This window comes from Streptomyces sp. NPDC053673, assembly GCF_055585225.1.
Map to the genome: position 1 here is coordinate 1 of NZ_JBVJKN010000052.1, position 16,361 is coordinate 16,361.

Here is a 16,361-nt window from a genome sequence, read left to right on the forward strand (position 1 = left end):
ACTACCTCGACCAGCGCGAGATACCCCGGCTGAAGTCTTGGCGAGCCCTGGGCAGCTGACCTCGGCAACTCCAAGATCCCCGACAGAGTCAAGCTCAAGGCCCGCGCGTACTTGCGGCGGCAGCGCCCTGATCTTGCCGAGAGGCTCGTGCGCGCGGATGACTACCGCACCGGCGAGTGGATGATCGCCAAACCGCTGCTGGCTGTGTACGGACTTTGGACACTCCGCGGTATCAAAGCTGACGAACGGAAGACCTTGCTGTAGACAGCCGCTGTTGCGTCGGCGTCACAAGCGATGGTTCTTGAGCCGTCGCCAGCAGATAAGTGCGCATCCCAGGACACGGAAGGCTTCGTGGATGTCGTCGCGGATCTCCCAGCGGATCCGCAGGCGGCGCAACCAGTGCAGATGGACGAATGCACGCATGCCGGATCAAGCCCCGAAGTCAGTCCGTCTCCAGGTCGTAGGCACCGTCACGGAACGTGAAGATCGACGGCTTCCTGTCGTCCTCCTCGCGCATGTATCCGCCGTATCCGGAATCTTCGACGTGGGGCGCCAACAGGTCCAGGATCGTGACGAGCTCACCGATGTCGTCGTCCAGCCAGAAGTTCCGGGTGTACAGACCCCAGGCATCCCAGTCTCCGCGGGACTGGCGCTGCAGGGACGCGGAGTCCCCACCCGGCAGATAGCTGTCCGGGCTCGGGACGAGAAGCGGGTACGGGTGCTCATCCGCATCGAGATGCGGCGGACGGTCTGCCTTTGCGCCGATGTGCCACCGCAGCGCGGCCAAGACCGGCTCCGGTGTCTCATCCCGGAGAAAACAGGCGAAGACCACTTCGTAGTGCAGGCTCACGCACGCATTGTCCGACGGCACTCTGATAACTGTGCTTCAGGGGCGGCCGCGGACGCGGCATCGGCCTCCTCGGCGTGCTGCCGCCCTCTCTGACGGCTTGACAAGGACGATTGGGAATCAGTCACACTGTGCCGACGCACGATAGTTGTCACCAAGATCGGCGCCGACATGGGGTTTCGCAGGAGCGAGGTCTTTGTCACCAGATCGGCACGCTTCTTGTCACCAATGACCGACGCAGCTGGTGGTGTTGTCACCAGGTTCTGAGACACCCAGAGCCGCTGGCCGGCCCCCGACTCCACAACCGCCTCGATGCGACTGACGACGCCTCGGCGCAGCATGACGTCCAAGCCCTCGCCTCGGACCAGCTCCATCACATCCCGGCGCGATGACGCCCCCTCCCTGCTGACCGCCCAGGAGCTGCGGATCGCCGAACTGACCGCTTCCGGGCTCACCAACAAGGTGATCGGCCTGCGCCTCGGCCTGTCACCACGTACGTCGGCGCCTACCTGTACAAGGTCTTCTGCCAGCTGAGCATCACCTCGCGGGTCGCGCTCCGCGACACCCTGCGCGGACTCGCCCGCCAGCGGGGGTTCCGAGCGGGTGTGGGAGCGGCGCCACTCGGTGGGCGACATGCCGTACGCGCGCCGGAATGCCCGGCTGAAGTGGGCCACGTTGGGGAACCCCCACAGGCGTCCCACCGCGGAGACCGACCTGCCCGTCCGCGCGGAGCGGACCAGTTCGCGCCGGCACTCCTCCAGCCGGCGTTGCAGAATCCAGCGGCCGGGCGTCGTGCCCTGGATGGCGAAGAGTCTGTGGACGTAGCGCACCGAGACGAAGTGGGCGGCGGCGATCGACTCGGCGGACAGGCCGGGGTCGGTCAGGTGCTCGTCGACATAACCCCGGATCCGGGCGACGAGCACATCGGCGGCGCTGTCCGTCACGGCGGCGGTGCGCTCAGCCAGTGTCGTGGCCAGCAGGTCCGCCACGTGCCTGGCCAGTCGCCCGGCGATCCAATCGGGGCAGGGCGGCACGGCCGAGGCGAGTGAGCGCAGCACCGGTGACAGGACTGCGGCGGCACCGCCCTCCCCGGGCCGGACGATCATCGCGCCGATCCGGCGCAGGTCCGGCGCAGGTCCGGCGCAGGTCCGGCTCGGGTACGGCTCGGGTACGGCCAGTTCGGTGCGCGGCAGACGGAAGACATGAAGCGTGATCGGCTGCTCGTGCTCCACGACGCAAGGGCGGGCGGGATCGTGCAGGAACATGTCGCCCGGTCCCAGATCGCCACTGCGGTCGCCCTGCGCGACGAACGCGGCTCCGGAGTCCAGCAGGCTCAGAGCGAGAGCGTTCGCGTCCGGTCCGCCCGCGAACTGCTCGGTGGTCCAGCCGCCCACCACGCGGATCCACTGGCCCTTTGGGGTGCGCGCGGCCTGCTCGCGCAGCATCGCCAGCCCCTGGCGCAGCGAGGGCACGCCGTCCCAGCGCAGTTCCAGGACGTAGTTGAGGCTGCCGCGGATGACGTGCAGGTGGGAGTCGTTGAGCCCAGGGACGACACGGCGGCCGAGCGCGTCCACGACGCGGGTACGGGGGCCCACGTGCCGCGCGATGTCCGCGTCGTCGCCGAGGGCTGTGAGGTGGCCGTCGCGTACGGCGAGCGCGGACGCGGCGGGGCGGGCCGCGTCGCCGGTGTGGATCTTCGCGTTGCGCAGCACGAGGTCCGCGGCCTGGTCGGCGTTCGGTCCGGTCGTGGATCCGGTCAGGTCAGTCCCAGCACGCCCGACAGAGTGTCGTTCCAGCCCAGCTCGGTGAGTCCGGCCACCGAGGCGACGGCGAACCTCGGCACCGCCGTGCACAGCACCAGCCACAGGGCTCGTTTGCGTCCGGCGACACTAGCCACGAGCAGGGCGAAGACGGCGAAGACGCCGTTCAGCACGCCCAGCATGCGGGGGCCGTCGGCGGGCTGCTGACCGAGGACGAGGGCGGTCGCCAGCCACATCCCGGAGAAGCAGCCCATCAGCGTGGCCGCGACCACGTCCCGAGCGCTGAACGCCAGCACGCTGACGAGCAGTTGCAGGGCGAAGGCAGGCAGGACGGCCATGGCCACGGCCCGACCGGCGGTCTCCGGGAGGACGCCCGCCTGGTAGCAGCCGACGACGGTCGAGGCGATGGCCACCGTGTAGAAGCCCAGGGGCATCGGTGAGGCGATGGGCCGCAGGTTGATGCGGGTCATCGCTCTGAGGTCGGGCTCGAAGTGCCGGCCGCTCGGTGGCTCGGCGAGCAGGCGCTCGCTTGCAGTCATGGTCTGTCTCCCCTTGGGGTACCGCCCCTGTGCCGAGCGGCCACGACGGAACCGTAGGCAGCGCCGGAAGGCCTTGGATGTCTGTGAGTGCACAGCCCTTGCACACCCGTGCACTGCGCCTCCCGGTGCGGCCGGCCTCGGGCACCCGAGCGGGCATCCCCGCTCCATTGCCCTTGCCTGCAGGGCTCTTGGCTCCTCCTTGCACGGATCGCCCGGCCCGCCGCACAACCTCGGCGGCAGCACCGACGCTGGATTCCGTGAGCCCTTCAGCACCTGCCGGCGACGTCCAGAGCCGGCACCCCGCCCCGTGCCCCGCGTTGATTCCGAACCAGGAAGGCGCGCGCCGCCTCGGGTTCCTCGGACTGAGCACGGTGTCCGGTGGAGCGCGGACTCTGTCCCGCGCCTCGGTCGTCCACGGCGCCGACCCGTACCTCCTGCTGGGCACGCACACCTTCGGCCGGGCGATGCTCGAAGGCGCCGGGTCCGCCGCCGTGTGCCGTCCCGGCGAACTGTTCGTCTGCGACGGCGCCGAGCCGTTCACCCTGCACGAGTCCGAGGACTTCGAACTGCAGCTCGCGCGGATACCGCGCCGCGTCCTCGCTCTCTCGGACGGCCAGGTGCGTGCCCTGAGCGGCCGGCCTCCGTCCGCCGACGGCGCCGTTGCCGGCGTGCTGGCACCCCTGCTGCGGAACAGTTGCCGACGTGGGGCCCGCCTGCCCGCCGCAGACCGCCCTCCATCTCGCCGGCATTTGTGGCGGCCGTGGCCAGAGCCCACCACATCTCGATCCGCTACCTCCACAAGCTCTTCGAGAGCCAGGGCAGCACCGTCAACCGCTGGATCCGGCACCGCCGGCTGGAGGAGGCCCGGCGCGAGCCGGCCCGGCCGGGCCGGGGTGACACGAGTGTGGCCGCGATCGCGGCACGCTGGGGGTTCGCCGGCGCCGCGCACTTCAGCCGCAGCTTCCGTGCCGCCTACGGCATGTCGCCCAGCGACTGGCGGGACCGCCGCGCCGGGACGGCGGCGGCCACGAGCGGTTGAAACGGTGGACGGCGACGGCCACGGGCGACTCAACCGCGGGACAGCGGGAAGGTCATGACGATCCGCCGGCTTCCCGGGCGGCGACGGCCTCGCGCCACCGCGGTGGCGGGCATCCGTAGACCGTCTCGAAGGCCCGGCTCAGGTGCGCCGGACTTCGAAAGCCCTCGTACTGGACGTACTTGGGCGACTCCGACAACGCAGCGAGGTGCCGCAGCTGTCATCGCGGCCCTGACAAGATCGCCCGGACAGGGCCTAGTGCCGCGACCGGCAATGTTTGCCCGTCGAGGAGCGTCGTCCGGTGCATGGGGTCTCCCCAGGCCCACAGGGCCGAGGGGAAGCATCGCAAGGCGGCCGGAAGTCCTTGTAGCGGAGCTACCAGGGCTTTTGGCCAACGCAGCGAGGGTGCGTGCCGGGCGGCGCGACAGGGCAAAGTTTGCCGGGAGGGGCACTAGCTCGGCAACGAGCCGGGGGTGATGTGCTGCCAGGCACCCGTAGCCGTCAGCGCACAAGCAAGGTCCAGCGCCCGGAATCATCGCGCAAGTCAGCGGTCAGACCCGTCCTGCTCTCAACCCCCTACTCATCCGGGTTGGCCGGCCGCAACGGGCAACCAGTGCCGACGCGTGCGGCGAGCTCGGCCCGCAGGGCGGCGAGCTCGGCCATGCGCGCGTCGACGACCTGGATCTTCTCCTCGAACAGCGCGGACAACGCTTCCGCGGCGTCCGGAGCCTCGCGCAGTTCCTCGCCCTGCCGGGCGATCTCCGCGAGGGAGAATCCAAGGGTCTGCGCGGTGCGGACATAGTGCAACCAGGCCACTGCCTCGGGCGGGAAGTCGCGATAGCCGTTGGCCAGCCGCCGGCCCGCGATGAGACCGACCTTCTCGTAGAACCGGATCGCGTCCCTGGTCATACCCGCCAGCGCGGCCAGCTCTCCGATACGCATGCCTCTGCGCCCCCTTCGGACGATGAACTTGACCTTGGACCGTACTCCACTGTTTAGCGTGAGGCGTCGCTGTCCCACGACCAGCAGGAGCCTCAACGTGATCCGTCCCTTCACCCCCGCACGCCCCGCCTATCTCCGTGTCGTACGCGCAAGCGCCTGGTACGACCTCGTCGTCACCATGGGATTCGCAACACCGTGGACGTACGTGCTGGTGCACGACACGCTGTCATCCCTGGGCGACACACTCGGCCTTGGCGCCCTGCCCGAACCCGACCCGTGGCAGACCCTGTACGCGAATCTGATGGGCTCGGTCGTGGTCGTCTGGGCCGTCCTGCGCATCGCCCGGACACTGCCGGTGCATGGACTGTTCGACGGCATCGCGCGCACCCTGTTCTCAGCGTGGATGGCGTACGCGCTGGCCCACGGCGCCTCGCGGATCCTGTGGCTGTTCTTCGGCGTCGAGGTGGCTTTCGGCATCGTCCAGCTTGCGCCATGGCGGCGGAACCGACACACCAACCTGGCGCACGCCCATGCCCACCCGGCCGACGGACGCCCGCTCGACTCAGCACGTCAGTGACGCCCGAGCTGGCCACGTGCGGTGGCGGCCTCGCGCATGCCCTTACTCGCCAACTTCACCACTCACTGCCAGAACGAACCATGTGACGAAGACGAGCGACACCGACGAAGCTCAGGGAGCCTCATCATCGGCGGCTGCCCCGCACGCCAACGCTCGACAGTTCCGTCCTTGCGTCACCCGGCGAGCCAGGGAACACGTGCAGGTTCGGACCCTGCGTGTCCCGGATCTTCCGCTCACCGCACCGGACCACCATGATCGGGTGCTCGCATTGCTGCCCGGTATCCGGGAACTCCGCCCCCTGGCGGCTCGCTACCTCTGCCTGCTGTCGCTGTTCCTCATCGTCGGCGACCGGATCCCGACGAAGCCCGCAGCCGATGACCCGCTCAGGCCGGCGTTGCGCTCCAGGGCGCGCGGCTGGCTGCTCCTCAGCGCGTTCTTCGCCGCTGTTGGCGCCGTCGGCCCATCGCTTGAACGCTGGGGCACACGAACCCGATCTCAACAGGGAGCTGCAGTTGCCCGACCCAGCGGAGAACCAGACGAGGCGCATGCACAGCCGCGTCGCGGATCACCGGGGGGTGCCGGCGTCAGAGATGGGGTCCGCTGTCACAACGGGGTGGGTGTGCCGGTGTGCGGAGGGGGCGCATGCAGGAGCGTTGAGTGCTTCGTGCGCGGGGGTGCCGCTGTCTGGCTGAGGGTGGTTGCCTTCTGCCAGGGTGAAGTTGTCGGGCAAGGCTTGCGTGTTCTGACGCGGAGTGGGCGTTACCGGGCGGTTCGGGTAGCTCCGCGCCGTGGCAGGCCCTGTGCTGATGGATAGCTGGTACTACGAGGCGGCCCGGGCGCCGTTGCGGTTCCGTCCGTGTCTCTGAAGAGGAGCATGTATGCGCAAGCAGGTCGCCACGGGACTTGGTGCGCTGGCTAGCGCATTGGCTCTGCTCCTCGCTGTCCCCAGCTCTGCTCAGGCCGCAGTTGGCACCTTCGGCTATTACTACTCCGGCTCAGGCTGGCAGAGCATGACCGACCCTGCTGACCTCGTGTGCCACACATTCAATGGCGGTCCGTCTCAGGTCGTCCGGAACAATACCGACAGCGTGGCCGTTCTGTACCTTGACGCGAACTGTCAGGTTCCAGTGGGAACGGCCGCTGTCGGCGCCACCGTCCAGGTCACTGCCGTTGAAAGCGTCATTTTCCTCTGAGCCCTTTTCGGCCGACGCTGTTGACCGGGAAGGCCGGTAACACCGCTGGCGAGTTGGCGAGGCTTCGGCGCAGTCGCGTGACATCCGTCTGGTGATCACACCGGCATTCCGTTGGCCTTGCAGGAGTTTTCCGCGCCGTTCCGGACGGGGCCGACACGCCGCTTCGCCTGGGGAATCCGGGACGGCATCGCACAGCTGACTCCGGGCCAGTACGTACTGGAGACCAAGGCCAAGTTCACGAGCGGCTTCTGGGTCGACACGACGTACCACCTGGAGGCAACAGCGCCCTGAACGGGTCGCATCCGGTGCCCGCATCTCGCCTCGGTTGCCGCGCCCGGCGCCGCGGACGTGGCACTTTCTCGCCCCGTCCGCGGCGGCGACGCGCATCCTCGACAGCGGCGGGCGAGGCGACGCCGGAAACCTCGCTCATGCCTGCCCCCAGGTGGTGTGCCCGAGCACCAGGTGGCCGGTGCCCGCCAGGCGCTGGACCTGGTCGACGAACGTGCTGGTGAACAGGCGGCGGGCGGACAGCTCGCCATACTCTTCGACGTGGTCTACGGCCACCCGGTGGTCCTTCATCGCACGGACACGCCAGTCGCGGACCTGGTCGGGCGTCAGGTCCTCCAGCACGATCGGCGCCTGGCCGTCCTCGGGCTCCGGGTCGGCGGCGGGGGTGCGGCGCGGGCAGCACGACCACCGGCAGGGGCTCCGCCACGGCGGCTGCCTCCTCGGCTTCGGCGCGGGCCTGCGCGGCGGCAGCCGGCGCTCGGCAGGCTCGGTCTCCACCCGCTCGCGGTACAGCGCCTTCGTCCAGCCCCCGGAAGTGACGGCCTCGTTCAGCCGCTGTTCCACCACGGTGCGGCGCTCTGCGCTGGAGGCCTGGGGCATCTCTGCGTCGACCGCGGCCGCGATGCGGTGCCGCCGGGTGCGCCGTCGCCGACGACGTACTCGCAGGTCCCGCATCCACCGCAGTTGTCCAGCCGCTGGCCCTCGTCACAGCGCACGTCGCCGCAGACCTGGCATTGCGGCAGGCCCCGGCCGGTCAGCTTGGCCGTCCTTCAGGAGGCCGGGCCCTGGGCAGGGCACTGCCAGTCGGCCGCGTCGATCGTATTGCCTTCCGCGTCACTGAGGTGGAAGCAGCTTCCGTTGACCCACACCGTGACCGAGTCAGGCCGATGGTCGACCTGGAACGGCTCGTTCGCCCGCAACGTCCCGGACCAAGAGCCATCCCCTGAAGGGGAGTGGGTGACAACGACGCAAGGCTGCTTCGGCGGGATCTGGTGGACCTCTGCCCAGGGCTCCAGCGTCAACTCACCATCGTTGCTGAGTCAACCGCCCCTTTCGGGTGAGGGAAAGGGCGCCTTGTCCGGGACATCGGCTGAAGATCGATAGCGTCGGGAGCGGCCCATTCGCCAGGTCGAGGAGGGCAGCGTGCGTTCGGACACCCCGCGCAGGATCATGGCGGCCGGCACTCCGGGTGCGAGTGGAGTGACACGGATGACCACGTGCGTTTCCTCATACCGAGTGTGGCCGCAGGGACGCTTCCGTCGCCGGCTGCCGACCCGGACTCCGGCGCGCCGTGGCACCCGATTTCCCCTGAACCGAGCGAGGTCATGGAGATGAACAAGCGATTCGTCATCGGCCCCCTGATCGCCGGTACGGCAGTGGCAGGACTCGCAGCACTCGTCGTCCCGGTACTGGCTGCTCCAGCAGAGACTCCGACGGCTGTCCAGGCCGCTTTGGTCAGCAGTCCTCGGATGCTCGGCCGCTTTGGCACCTACGCGCTGGGCCACGAGTCCGTGGAGAAGGAGCAGGCTGCCCAGCGGGCGGCGAAGGTCACGGAGGACAACGCCACCGCGGCCGATGAGCCCATCAGGGGCGAGAGGTCCTGGGACGCCAGGAAGCTCGGGCGTAAACATGTCACCACCACCGTGACGTACCCGATGAAGCCGCCGGTCGGCGGTGACCACCACCCGACATGGATGAACTGCGACGGCAACGTCTACGACAAGCCGATCCCTGAGGTGAACGCCGTGCACTCGCTGGAGCACGGCGCCGTGTGGGTGACCTACAACGACAAGGCCCCGGCCGCCGACGTGCACAAGCTCAAGGAGAAGGTCGGCCAGATCTCGTACTCGATGATGAGCCCGGTGAAGGACCAGGCCGGGGCGATCATGCTCACCGCCTGGGGCAAGCAGGTGACGGTCGGCAGCGCGGCCGACCCTCGGGTGGACCAGTTCCTCACCAAGTACGTGCAGGGTCCGCAGACACCCGAGCCGGGTGCCACGTGCACGGGCGGACTGACCGGGTGAGGACCTGGACGAGGGTCCGTGGGCTCGCCGTCACGGCCGCCACGCCGGTGCTGCTGTTCGCGGGCGCGGCTACCGTCGCGTCCACCGGCGGCGACGACGGCTACCAGGCCGGGCACGGGGGCACGGCGGCCGCCCCCGCGCGGGACTCGCCCGACGCCGGCTTCGCCCGTGACATGGCCGTCCACCACCAGCAGGCGGTGGAGATGTCCTTCATCGTCCGCGACCGCACACAGGACGAAGAGCTACGGCGGCTCGCCTACGACATCGCCAACACCCAGGCCACCCAGCGCGGCATGCTGCTGGGCTGGCTGGACCTGTGGGAACTGCCGAAAGTCGCCCCCGGAACGGCACCCATGGCCTGGATGACGGCTTCCGGAAGCAGCGAGAGCCATGGCGGCCACGAAGATCATGGCAGTCACCGGGTGCGCGGGAGTTCGCTGATGCCCGGCATGGCCACCCGGGCGGAGCTGGAGCATCTGGCGAAGGCGAGCGGCAGGCAGGCCGAAGTGCTCTTCCTGCAGCTGATGACCGACCACCACAACGGCGGCATCACAATGGCACGGGGCTGCGCGGACGTGTGCACCGTGCCGCAGGAGAAGGCCCTCGCCCGGAAGATGCTCGACGCCCAGCAGTCCGAGACGAACCTGATGGCGGACATGCTCAGACAGCGGAACTCTGCGCCACGGCCCTGATCTCCACCGCACACTCAGCGCGAGCACGCGGCGCACCTGCTCAGCCGACGGGGCGTCAGCGATCAACTGGCCGACTGCCGGCAGGGATGTTGCTCCGGGCAGAACCGCGCACGAGGTCAGCGCGAGTACGACGACCGGAGCGTGTCGCACGACGGGGGGTCTCGCGGGCAGGGCGCCTCGCCCAGCCGCTACAGCAGGCCCGGGATGTCCCTGGACAGGCGGTCATCTGCAAGGGGTGAGCATTATGTCGTTCGCCGCGGGTAAGCCGTGTCAGTGCTTCGGTGGGCGCGCAGAGCCAGTGCAGCAGTTGACTGTTCACGGCAAAGTCGTGGATGGCCAACTGCCCATTGGCCTTGTCGAGGATGTCCGGGGTACTCAGCCGCCACCAACGGCAACGCCACCGCAGGCAGTTCGGGCATCCTGGGTGTAATGCTCTGCTGCGAGCACGAGGCGCAGTTCTGCGAGGTGCGGGGTGTCCGCCGGGAGATCCGGTTACGCAAGGAGGGCCAGCGCGGCAGCCGGTTCCAGGTCGCCGTAGACTTCGTGATAGCCGGCCCGCAGGCCATTGAAGAGCGCCGAGCGCAGCGCGGGGAGCCGCACTGCGGTGCCGCCGCCAGGCCCCAAAGTCAGGTCCCCTATGGGCCCGGATGGCGTCGGGCGAGTGGTTGGCGCTGCTGTCGCTCCACCAGGCAATCATCACGGCGCAAGGCGCGCCGTTGACCGGGCACCGGCCCCGGGGCGGGGAGGATCTGACTTAACAGCCCGGCGCAGACATATCGGGGAGCCGATTCGGCCATGGGGAGCCGCCCCGTGTTCTATTACATGCTCAAGTACGTCCTTCTGGGGCCGCTGCTGCGGCTGCTGTTCCGACCGGCGCCCCAGGGACTTGAGCATGTTCCGGCGGAGGGCGCGGCGATCATTGCCGGGAATCACCTGTCGTTCGCGGACCCCCTTTTCATGCCCGCGGTCCTGAAACGGCGTGTCACCTTCCTGGCCAAGGCGGAGTACTTCACGGCACCGGGCCTCACAGGTCGGCTGACCGCGTCGATCCTTCGCAGTGCCGGGCAGATTCCTGTGGACAGGTCGGGCAGGGCCGCAGGGCAGGCGGCGATCCGGGAGGGGCTGGGGATACTGGCGAAGGGAGAGCTGCTCGCAATCTACCCGGAGGGAACCCGCTCCCCCGACGGCCGACTGTACAAGGGCAAGGTCGGGGTCGCGGTGCTGGCGCTGACCGCGCAGGTGCCGGTGATCCCGTGCGCGATGGTGGGGACGTTCGAGATCAGGCCTCCGGGCGTGGTCCTGCCGAGGATCCGGCCGGTCGCGATCCGTTTCGGGGAACCGCTGGACTTCTCACGCTTCGCGGGGATGGAGCACCGCAGGGCGGTCCTGCGAGCCGTCACCGACGAGATCATGTACGCGATCCTGGGGCTGTCGGGCCAGGAGTACGTGGATCAGTACGCGGCTGACGTGAAGGCCGGACAGGCGAAGGGGCGGCGGGGCTGAGGCCCACCGCCCCTTCGCCTGCGTTCCGTCCGGACGGTAAGGGCGTCCCGCGACTGTCGCTTGCCTCAAGCAGAGGAAGCGCCCGCTGGCGAAATGGGCAGCCGTATGGCACAGCTCGCAGTGAACCTGGCTGGGCGGCACAGAAGCCTCGTCTCCTCCCGCCGCCGGGAGCCGGTCCCCCGCTGACCGGCTACCCGGGTCCGCGAGCGGCATGCATGCACCCGACCGAGCCCGCACTGCGTCGGGACACGGTCATCGGAACGTCAGCTCCAGACCCACTCGCCGGGGCGCCTCATCATCGGGTACTGGACTTCCTGGACCGCGATCCGGGTGTCCAGCCAGGCGTTGTAGAGCGTGGCTTCTTCCGCGGTGGCCTGGCCGTTCATGATTCTGTCCCGCCGCTGATGCAGCTGGTCCTTGCTCAGGTGGGCGACCCAGGAGACGTATTCGTGCAGCGTCTGGCCCTTCTTGCGGGCGGCTGCCTCCAAGACCGGCCTGTGCTCTGCGGGGATGCGGCCGATGTTCTGCATGCGCACGCGCCACCGGAACAGCTCCCCGCTGCTGGTCTTCTCGACGGTCCAGCCGGCGTTGTCCTCGTCCCGGCCGCGTCCGAACAATGCCATCCGTTCCTCCTGATGCCGTAGTCGACAGAGGAACGCACAACCTTCCGCGCGTGGTTCCGACGAGCGCACCGCGGGCCGCGTCGAGGGCCGTCCGCGGCGCACCGCACATCACCACCGGACGACTGACATCTGCCCCAATGCGGCTGAAGGGCTGGATCAGGGCCTCGACTGCCTCGCGCACAGCATGTCGGGGCAGGCCACGTCGCCTGCTCGTGTTCCCCCTGGCGGGGGAACTGCGAGTCGGTGTTCCGTTCATCCAGACGACCAGGGCAGCCCAGGATCAGAAACAGGTACTGGACGCCCGCCCGAGCACGAGCTCCGCCGGATCACGGACGCGGTCCTGTATGTCGACCGCACCGGGATCCCGTGGGCGCTACCGGGAACCCAGTGCATGCGGGCGTTGTTCCGCTGCGCGGTGCCTTGCGGTAGCGGCCGATGAGCAGACCCATGGCCAGGGGGCTCCACGCCAGGACGCCCGGGCAGTAGGCGCTGACCTCGACCCCGGTACGTCCCAGTTGCTGCATGCGCACGGTGACCCGCTACCTTCCGCTTGTCTGCCCGGGTGCCGCCGCGCAGCCGCGGCGGCACCCGTGGTCCTGTGTCGGGTCGGCCGGCTCAGCCGTTGTAGGGAGCGGTGACGTCCAGGACCCAGGTGACGCCGAAGCGGTCGGTGAGCATTCCGTACAGCGGCGCCCACTGTGCGGCCTCCAAGGGGCGTACCACCGTCGAGCCCTCCGACAGCTTCTGCCACAGGCCACTGATCTCGTCGGCGTCGTCGCCGCGCACGGAGACGAAGAAGGGGTTCTCGCCCCGGTTCCAGGGCAGCTGGGAGGGCACGTCGTAGGCCATGACGTGGAAGCCGTTGTCCCCGACAACCTCGCCCCACATCACCCAGTCCACCTCGTTCTCGTTCTGCACATTGCCGGCGTCCTTGTAGGTGACGGCGACGGTGCGCCCGCCGAAGACGGACTGGTAGAAGTCCAGCGCCTGACGCGCGTCGCCCCGGAAGTTCAGGTGGGTGGTGGTCGTGACGGACATGCCTGCTCCTTGCGTTCGGTTCCTCGAATACGTGCCGCCGCAGTGGAAGAGCTACGGCGCAGCTGCCGTGAACTGGGCAATGACCCCTTGGCGGCTCCGGACCACCATGTCAGGAGTAGCGGACAGGTTGTGTCCTGTACTGCGGGCAGAATGGTGGCCATGCAGAAAACGTCATCGCGACTGCTCGCGCTGCTCTCACTGCTCCAGACGCGTCGTGACTGGTCCGGCGAGGACCTCGCCGAGCGGCTCGACATCACCCCGCGCACGGTTCGCCGCGACATGGACCGCCTCCGGGAACTCGGCTACCCGGTCATGGCCTTCAAAGGACCCTCCGGCGGATACCGCCTGGATGCCGGCACGCATCTGCCCCCACTGCTGTTCGACGACGACCAGGCCGTCGCCCTGGCCCTCGCCCTGCAAACCGCCACTGCCGGCACCACGCTCGCCGAGGACGCAGCCCGCGCCCTCGCCACGATCCGCCAGGTCATGCCGCCGCGACTACGCCACCGCATGGACACGATGCGCATCACAGCCGTCCACCCACCGGAGAGCGGGGACGCCCCACAGGTCGACGCCCAGGTCTTCACGGACCTGAGCACCGCCATCCACACCCATGCGGAACTCCGCTTCGACCACGCCGCGGACGGCACCGCGACTGCCGGGCAGCGCCGCCGAGTACAGCCCCACCACCTGGTCACCTGGCGCGGCCGCTGGTACCTCCTGGCCTGGGACCTCGACCGCGAGGACTGGCGGACCTTCCGCGTCGACCGCATACAGCCGCGCACACCCACCGGCCCCCGCTTCACCCCACGCGAACTCCCCGGAGGCGACGTGGCCGCCTTCATCACGAGCCGATTCCGCGGCTCCGACGGCACCACCACCGACTGGCCCTGCCAAGGCGAAGTCGTCCTCAACCTCCCCGCCGTCGCCGTCGCCCCCTTCGCCCAGGACGGAATCGTCGAAGAACTCGGACCCAGCCACTGCCGACTCACCCTCGGCTCCTGGTCATGGACCGGCCTGGCCGCCGCTATCGGCCGCTTCGACACCGACATCGAAGTCATCGGCCCACCCGAACTCAGGACCGCATTCGCACACCTCGCCACCCGCTACGCCAATGCCGTCCGCAAGAGCACCCCGCCCTGACCCCGAGCACGGATCGACGGATTGAGCATCGGCTACACCTCCAACGTGGACCCGGAGGACGAGGCACTCACCCAGGGCATGCTGGTGCGGGGCAGCTGGAGCCCCGAGTGAGTGCTTTCAACTCTGATTGTGAGCGGCTCTTCCTCTGGTTCGCCCGGTGATCCAAACGAGACTCCACCGCCCTCAGCGACGAGGTCTCGCTACTCGTCGGCGTAGGCCCATTCGCTGACGATCCAGGGGGCATCAACGCTCGCTCGCCGTGCGACGTGCCCTGGCGGAAGTGCGGCGAGCCGGGCGAGTGACGGATCCAGCTCAACTGCGTGATGCAAGTGCTGGACGATGGATGCGCCGTCCGCGTTCGGGTCGTGAACGTCGTCGCTGACCAGCCAGTCACCCTCATCGTCATGGATGACGGTCAGTGCGGGGAACTGCCCCTCCGAGACGGTTCGCTGGACGATGGCCAGCAGCTCTACGGGAAAGGCCCCGTTTCCGAAGGGCCAGCTCACGTCTGGCTGCATGGATCCCATGCCGGCATTCTCCAACGAGCAGGCGCCCTCAGCGAGGGGCACCGTGGCCCTGGCGTGCCCGATCTGCCGGGAACCACGGGAAAGAGCGGGACTTCACGGAAGTCGGGAGCGAGAACAGCCTCCGGCCGTTCAACCGGGTCAGAGGCCGTTCACATGCGGTGGGTGTGGGATCTGACCCCACGGTGACCTAGCGCCACGACGGTTTCAAGATCACTGAGGACGCAGGACCGACGGCAATAATCCGCTCATGGAGCACGGAGCATCAGGACACAGAAAGACCACCAAGGCCCGCGCCAGCAGGGCCCCGGGACGGGTAGTGCGCATCGATTTGGGTGATGGCCGATGCGCCTTCGGAAGGCAGCTCACTGGCGTGTGTGTCGAGTTGTACGACCTGGTCGGCAGGTCTGGAGCGCCTGTCGATCTCATCGAGATCGTTGCGGCACCCGTCGCCTTCACGGTCTGGGTCGTGGATGCTGCGTTTCGCCGCCATGGCGGCTGGGAGCTGCTCGACGTGGTGTCTCTGACCCACGAGGAACAGGCCGAGGTCCACCTCTTCAGCAAGCAAGATCCGCTCAGCGGCGGCATCACCATCTATCGCGACGATCCGGTCACCGGGGCTGACAGCGAGACGCCAGCGACGCTCGAAGAGTGTCAGAAGCTGGAACGGGCTGCTGTCTGGGCCCCTGGGCACATTGAAGACCGACTACGGGACCACTTCGACGGCCGTCCGAACAGATGGGTGGAATCGTTGCGCCTGAAGCCGTGATGCCAAAGCGCGCCCATGCAGCCCCTTGGCGCTCCTGCCAACGAACCCTGGGCAGTCCCCATCCCTATGTGCCCCACATCCCCATGTGCCCCACGCGTGCCCGATCAGGCAGTGAGGAGCGGGGAATCACGGGAACCACGGTGGGATGGCCGCTCCCCCGAAGTCAGCGACCTCGCAGCTCAGCCGCCATCCGCGTACCGGGTCTTCCGAACCAGGGCTCTTTCGTCGCTCGGCCACGGCAGGGTTGCTTGGCTTGGTCATGACGACTCCCCCGACCTCACGCACGTCATCCCCTGACATGATCGGCTCATGACCGAATACGCCTGGCCCAACGATCCGTCCCCGGAGCAGGTCCGCCGCGAGTGGTCAGCAACCGTGTCAGCGCTGCCCGTAGGCACACCCATCACTGGTCAGGTCGTCGGCCGCCAGCCCTTCGGAGTCTTCATTCGTATCAACGATGTGCCCCATGCGGTCGGGCTGGCAGATATCGGCTCCATGCCCTCCGGTGCGAGCCTTCCAGCGCTGGGAGCTCAGGTCAGTGGCGAGGTCGTCTGGCCACCGATCACAACCACGAGGTGCGGATCAGGCTCAGCGAGTGGATTGATCACAGCTGAGTTGGTCGGCGGAGCGTGCCCGTTGTGTGCCCGATCTCCCGGGGAGTAGCGGGGAGCAGCGGATGATCACGGTGCGCGAGCAACGCGGGCCGGTCAGTGGACTGGTCGGACAGCGGGATGGCGGCGCGGTCGCCGACCAGGAAGCGGGCGCGTGCTGCTCACCGCGCTCGTCCTGGTTCTCGTCTCGCCCCGCTCGGGCGAGCGGCCGCCCCCTTGTGCAGCCGCCGGACCAGGGCGGCGCGGTACCTA

The 16,361-nt window shown here is 68.7% G+C and carries 17 protein-coding genes and 2 pseudogenes; 11 read left to right on the plus strand and 8 right to left on the minus strand.

Annotated elements, in window-relative coordinates; translation table 11 throughout:
• Nucleotides 1-93: 93 nt before the first annotated feature.
• A pseudogene (locus ACZ6ZQ_RS36275) lies at nt 94-264 on the plus strand (YdcF family protein); the annotation flags it as partial.
• 178 nt (nt 265-442) lie between these two features.
• Here ACZ6ZQ_RS36275 and ACZ6ZQ_RS36280 read toward each other — a convergent pair.
• From ACZ6ZQ_RS36280 to ACZ6ZQ_RS36290, 3 genes are read right to left on the minus strand one after another with little or no spacing between them, the layout of a single operon-like run.
• A complete protein-coding gene (locus ACZ6ZQ_RS36280; protein WP_469772792.1) occupies nt 443-850 on the minus strand; it encodes a hypothetical protein in 408 nt (135 codons plus the stop codon).
• Entirely contained in the window at nt 847-2,559 is a 1,713-nt protein-coding gene (locus ACZ6ZQ_RS36285) for an amidohydrolase family protein (RefSeq protein WP_469772793.1), read from the minus strand. The genes ACZ6ZQ_RS36280 and ACZ6ZQ_RS36285 overlap by 4 nt, the downstream gene beginning before the upstream one ends.
• 44 nt (nt 2,560-2,603) lie before the next feature.
• Entirely contained in the window at nt 2,604-3,146 is a 543-nt protein-coding gene (locus ACZ6ZQ_RS36290) for a GPR1/FUN34/YaaH family transporter (protein ID WP_469772794.1), read from the minus strand.
• A gap of 77 nt (nt 3,147-3,223) precedes the next feature.
• Between ACZ6ZQ_RS36290 and ACZ6ZQ_RS36295 the strand changes: the two are divergent.
• Nucleotides 3,224-3,817 (plus strand): annotated as a pseudogene (locus ACZ6ZQ_RS36295) (AraC-like ligand-binding domain-containing protein); the annotation flags it as partial.
• 89 nt (nt 3,818-3,906) lie between these two features.
• A complete protein-coding gene (locus ACZ6ZQ_RS36300; RefSeq protein ID WP_469772795.1) occupies nt 3,907-4,185 on the plus strand; it encodes a helix-turn-helix transcriptional regulator in 279 nt (92 codons plus the stop codon).
• Nucleotides 4,186-4,758: 573 nt separating this feature from the next.
• Here the strand turns inward: ACZ6ZQ_RS36300 and ACZ6ZQ_RS36305 are convergent.
• Nucleotides 4,759-5,124, minus strand: a complete 366-nt coding sequence (locus ACZ6ZQ_RS36305; RefSeq protein WP_469772796.1) for a MerR family transcriptional regulator — start codon at nt 5,122-5,124, stop codon at nt 4,759-4,761.
• Between the two features lie 97 nt (nt 5,125-5,221).
• On the opposite strand from ACZ6ZQ_RS36305, the gene ACZ6ZQ_RS36310 reads away from it, so the two are divergent.
• From ACZ6ZQ_RS36310 to ACZ6ZQ_RS36320, 3 genes are all read left to right on the plus strand, one after another.
• A complete protein-coding gene (locus tag ACZ6ZQ_RS36310; RefSeq protein WP_469772797.1) occupies nt 5,222-5,701 on the plus strand; it encodes a hypothetical protein in 480 nt (159 codons plus the stop codon).
• An 878-nt stretch (nt 5,702-6,579) separates the two neighbouring features.
• A complete protein-coding gene (locus ACZ6ZQ_RS36315; RefSeq protein ID WP_469772798.1) occupies nt 6,580-6,894 on the plus strand; it encodes a hypothetical protein in 315 nt (104 codons plus the stop codon).
• A gap of 117 nt (nt 6,895-7,011) precedes the next feature.
• Nucleotides 7,012-7,185 (plus strand): hypothetical protein, encoded by a 174-nt coding sequence (locus tag ACZ6ZQ_RS36320; RefSeq protein ID WP_469772799.1) that lies wholly within the window; start codon nt 7,012-7,014, stop codon nt 7,183-7,185.
• Nucleotides 7,186-7,320: 135 nt separating this feature from the next.
• Here the strand turns inward: ACZ6ZQ_RS36320 and ACZ6ZQ_RS36325 are convergent, their stop codons facing one another.
• Nucleotides 7,321-7,857 carry a hypothetical protein gene (locus ACZ6ZQ_RS36325; protein WP_469772800.1) on the minus strand — a complete coding sequence of 179 codons (537 nt, stop codon included), beginning with the start codon at nt 7,855-7,857 and terminating at the stop codon, nt 7,321-7,323.
• 656 nt (nt 7,858-8,513) lie between these two features.
• Here ACZ6ZQ_RS36325 and ACZ6ZQ_RS36330 point away from each other — a divergent pair.
• The 3 genes from ACZ6ZQ_RS36330 to ACZ6ZQ_RS36340 all read left to right on the plus strand — a co-directional run bounded on the left by ACZ6ZQ_RS36330 (nt 8,514) and on the right by ACZ6ZQ_RS36340 (nt 11,401).
• Nucleotides 8,514-9,206, plus strand: a complete 693-nt coding sequence (locus ACZ6ZQ_RS36330) for a DUF3105 domain-containing protein (protein ID WP_469772801.1) — start codon at nt 8,514-8,516, stop codon at nt 9,204-9,206.
• The gene (locus ACZ6ZQ_RS36335; RefSeq protein WP_469772802.1) at nt 9,203-9,898 is read left to right on the plus strand and encodes a DUF305 domain-containing protein; all 696 of its coding nucleotides are present in this window, start codon (nt 9,203-9,205) and stop codon (nt 9,896-9,898) included. Before ACZ6ZQ_RS36330 ends, ACZ6ZQ_RS36335 begins: the two co-directional genes overlap by 4 nt.
• Nucleotides 9,899-10,708: 810 nt before the next feature.
• Nucleotides 10,709-11,401, plus strand: a complete 693-nt coding sequence (locus ACZ6ZQ_RS36340) for a lysophospholipid acyltransferase family protein (RefSeq protein WP_469772803.1) — start codon at nt 10,709-10,711, stop codon at nt 11,399-11,401.
• Between the two features lie 263 nt (nt 11,402-11,664).
• Here ACZ6ZQ_RS36340 and ACZ6ZQ_RS36345 read toward each other — a convergent pair whose 3' ends face one another.
• Together ACZ6ZQ_RS36345 and ACZ6ZQ_RS36350 are read right to left on the minus strand one after the other, a co-directional pair.
• Complete coding sequence (locus ACZ6ZQ_RS36345) at nt 11,665-12,024, minus strand: hypothetical protein (RefSeq protein WP_469772804.1); 360 nt, start codon at nt 12,022-12,024, stop codon at nt 11,665-11,667.
• Between the two features lie 615 nt (nt 12,025-12,639).
• Nucleotides 12,640-13,062 (minus strand): VOC family protein, encoded by a 423-nt coding sequence (locus ACZ6ZQ_RS36350; protein WP_469772805.1) that lies wholly within the window; start codon nt 13,060-13,062, stop codon nt 12,640-12,642.
• A 159-nt stretch (nt 13,063-13,221) separates the two neighbouring features.
• Here ACZ6ZQ_RS36350 and ACZ6ZQ_RS36355 point away from each other — a divergent pair, with 159 nt between their 5' ends.
• Nucleotides 13,222-14,205: a helix-turn-helix transcriptional regulator gene (locus tag ACZ6ZQ_RS36355; RefSeq protein WP_469772806.1), complete on the plus strand. Its 984-nt coding sequence runs from the start codon at nt 13,222-13,224 to the stop codon at nt 14,203-14,205.
• A 200-nt stretch (nt 14,206-14,405) separates the two neighbouring features.
• Here the strand turns inward: ACZ6ZQ_RS36355 and ACZ6ZQ_RS36360 are convergent, their stop codons facing one another.
• Nucleotides 14,406-14,732, minus strand: a complete 327-nt coding sequence (locus ACZ6ZQ_RS36360) for a hypothetical protein (RefSeq protein ID WP_469772807.1) — start codon at nt 14,730-14,732, stop codon at nt 14,406-14,408.
• A gap of 247 nt (nt 14,733-14,979) precedes the next feature.
• Between ACZ6ZQ_RS36360 and ACZ6ZQ_RS36365 the strand changes: the two genes are divergently transcribed.
• Nucleotides 14,980-15,498 (plus strand): Imm26 family immunity protein, encoded by a 519-nt coding sequence (locus ACZ6ZQ_RS36365; RefSeq protein ID WP_469772808.1) that lies wholly within the window; start codon nt 14,980-14,982, stop codon nt 15,496-15,498.
• The last annotated feature ends 863 nt before the right edge of the window (nt 15,499-16,361 follow it).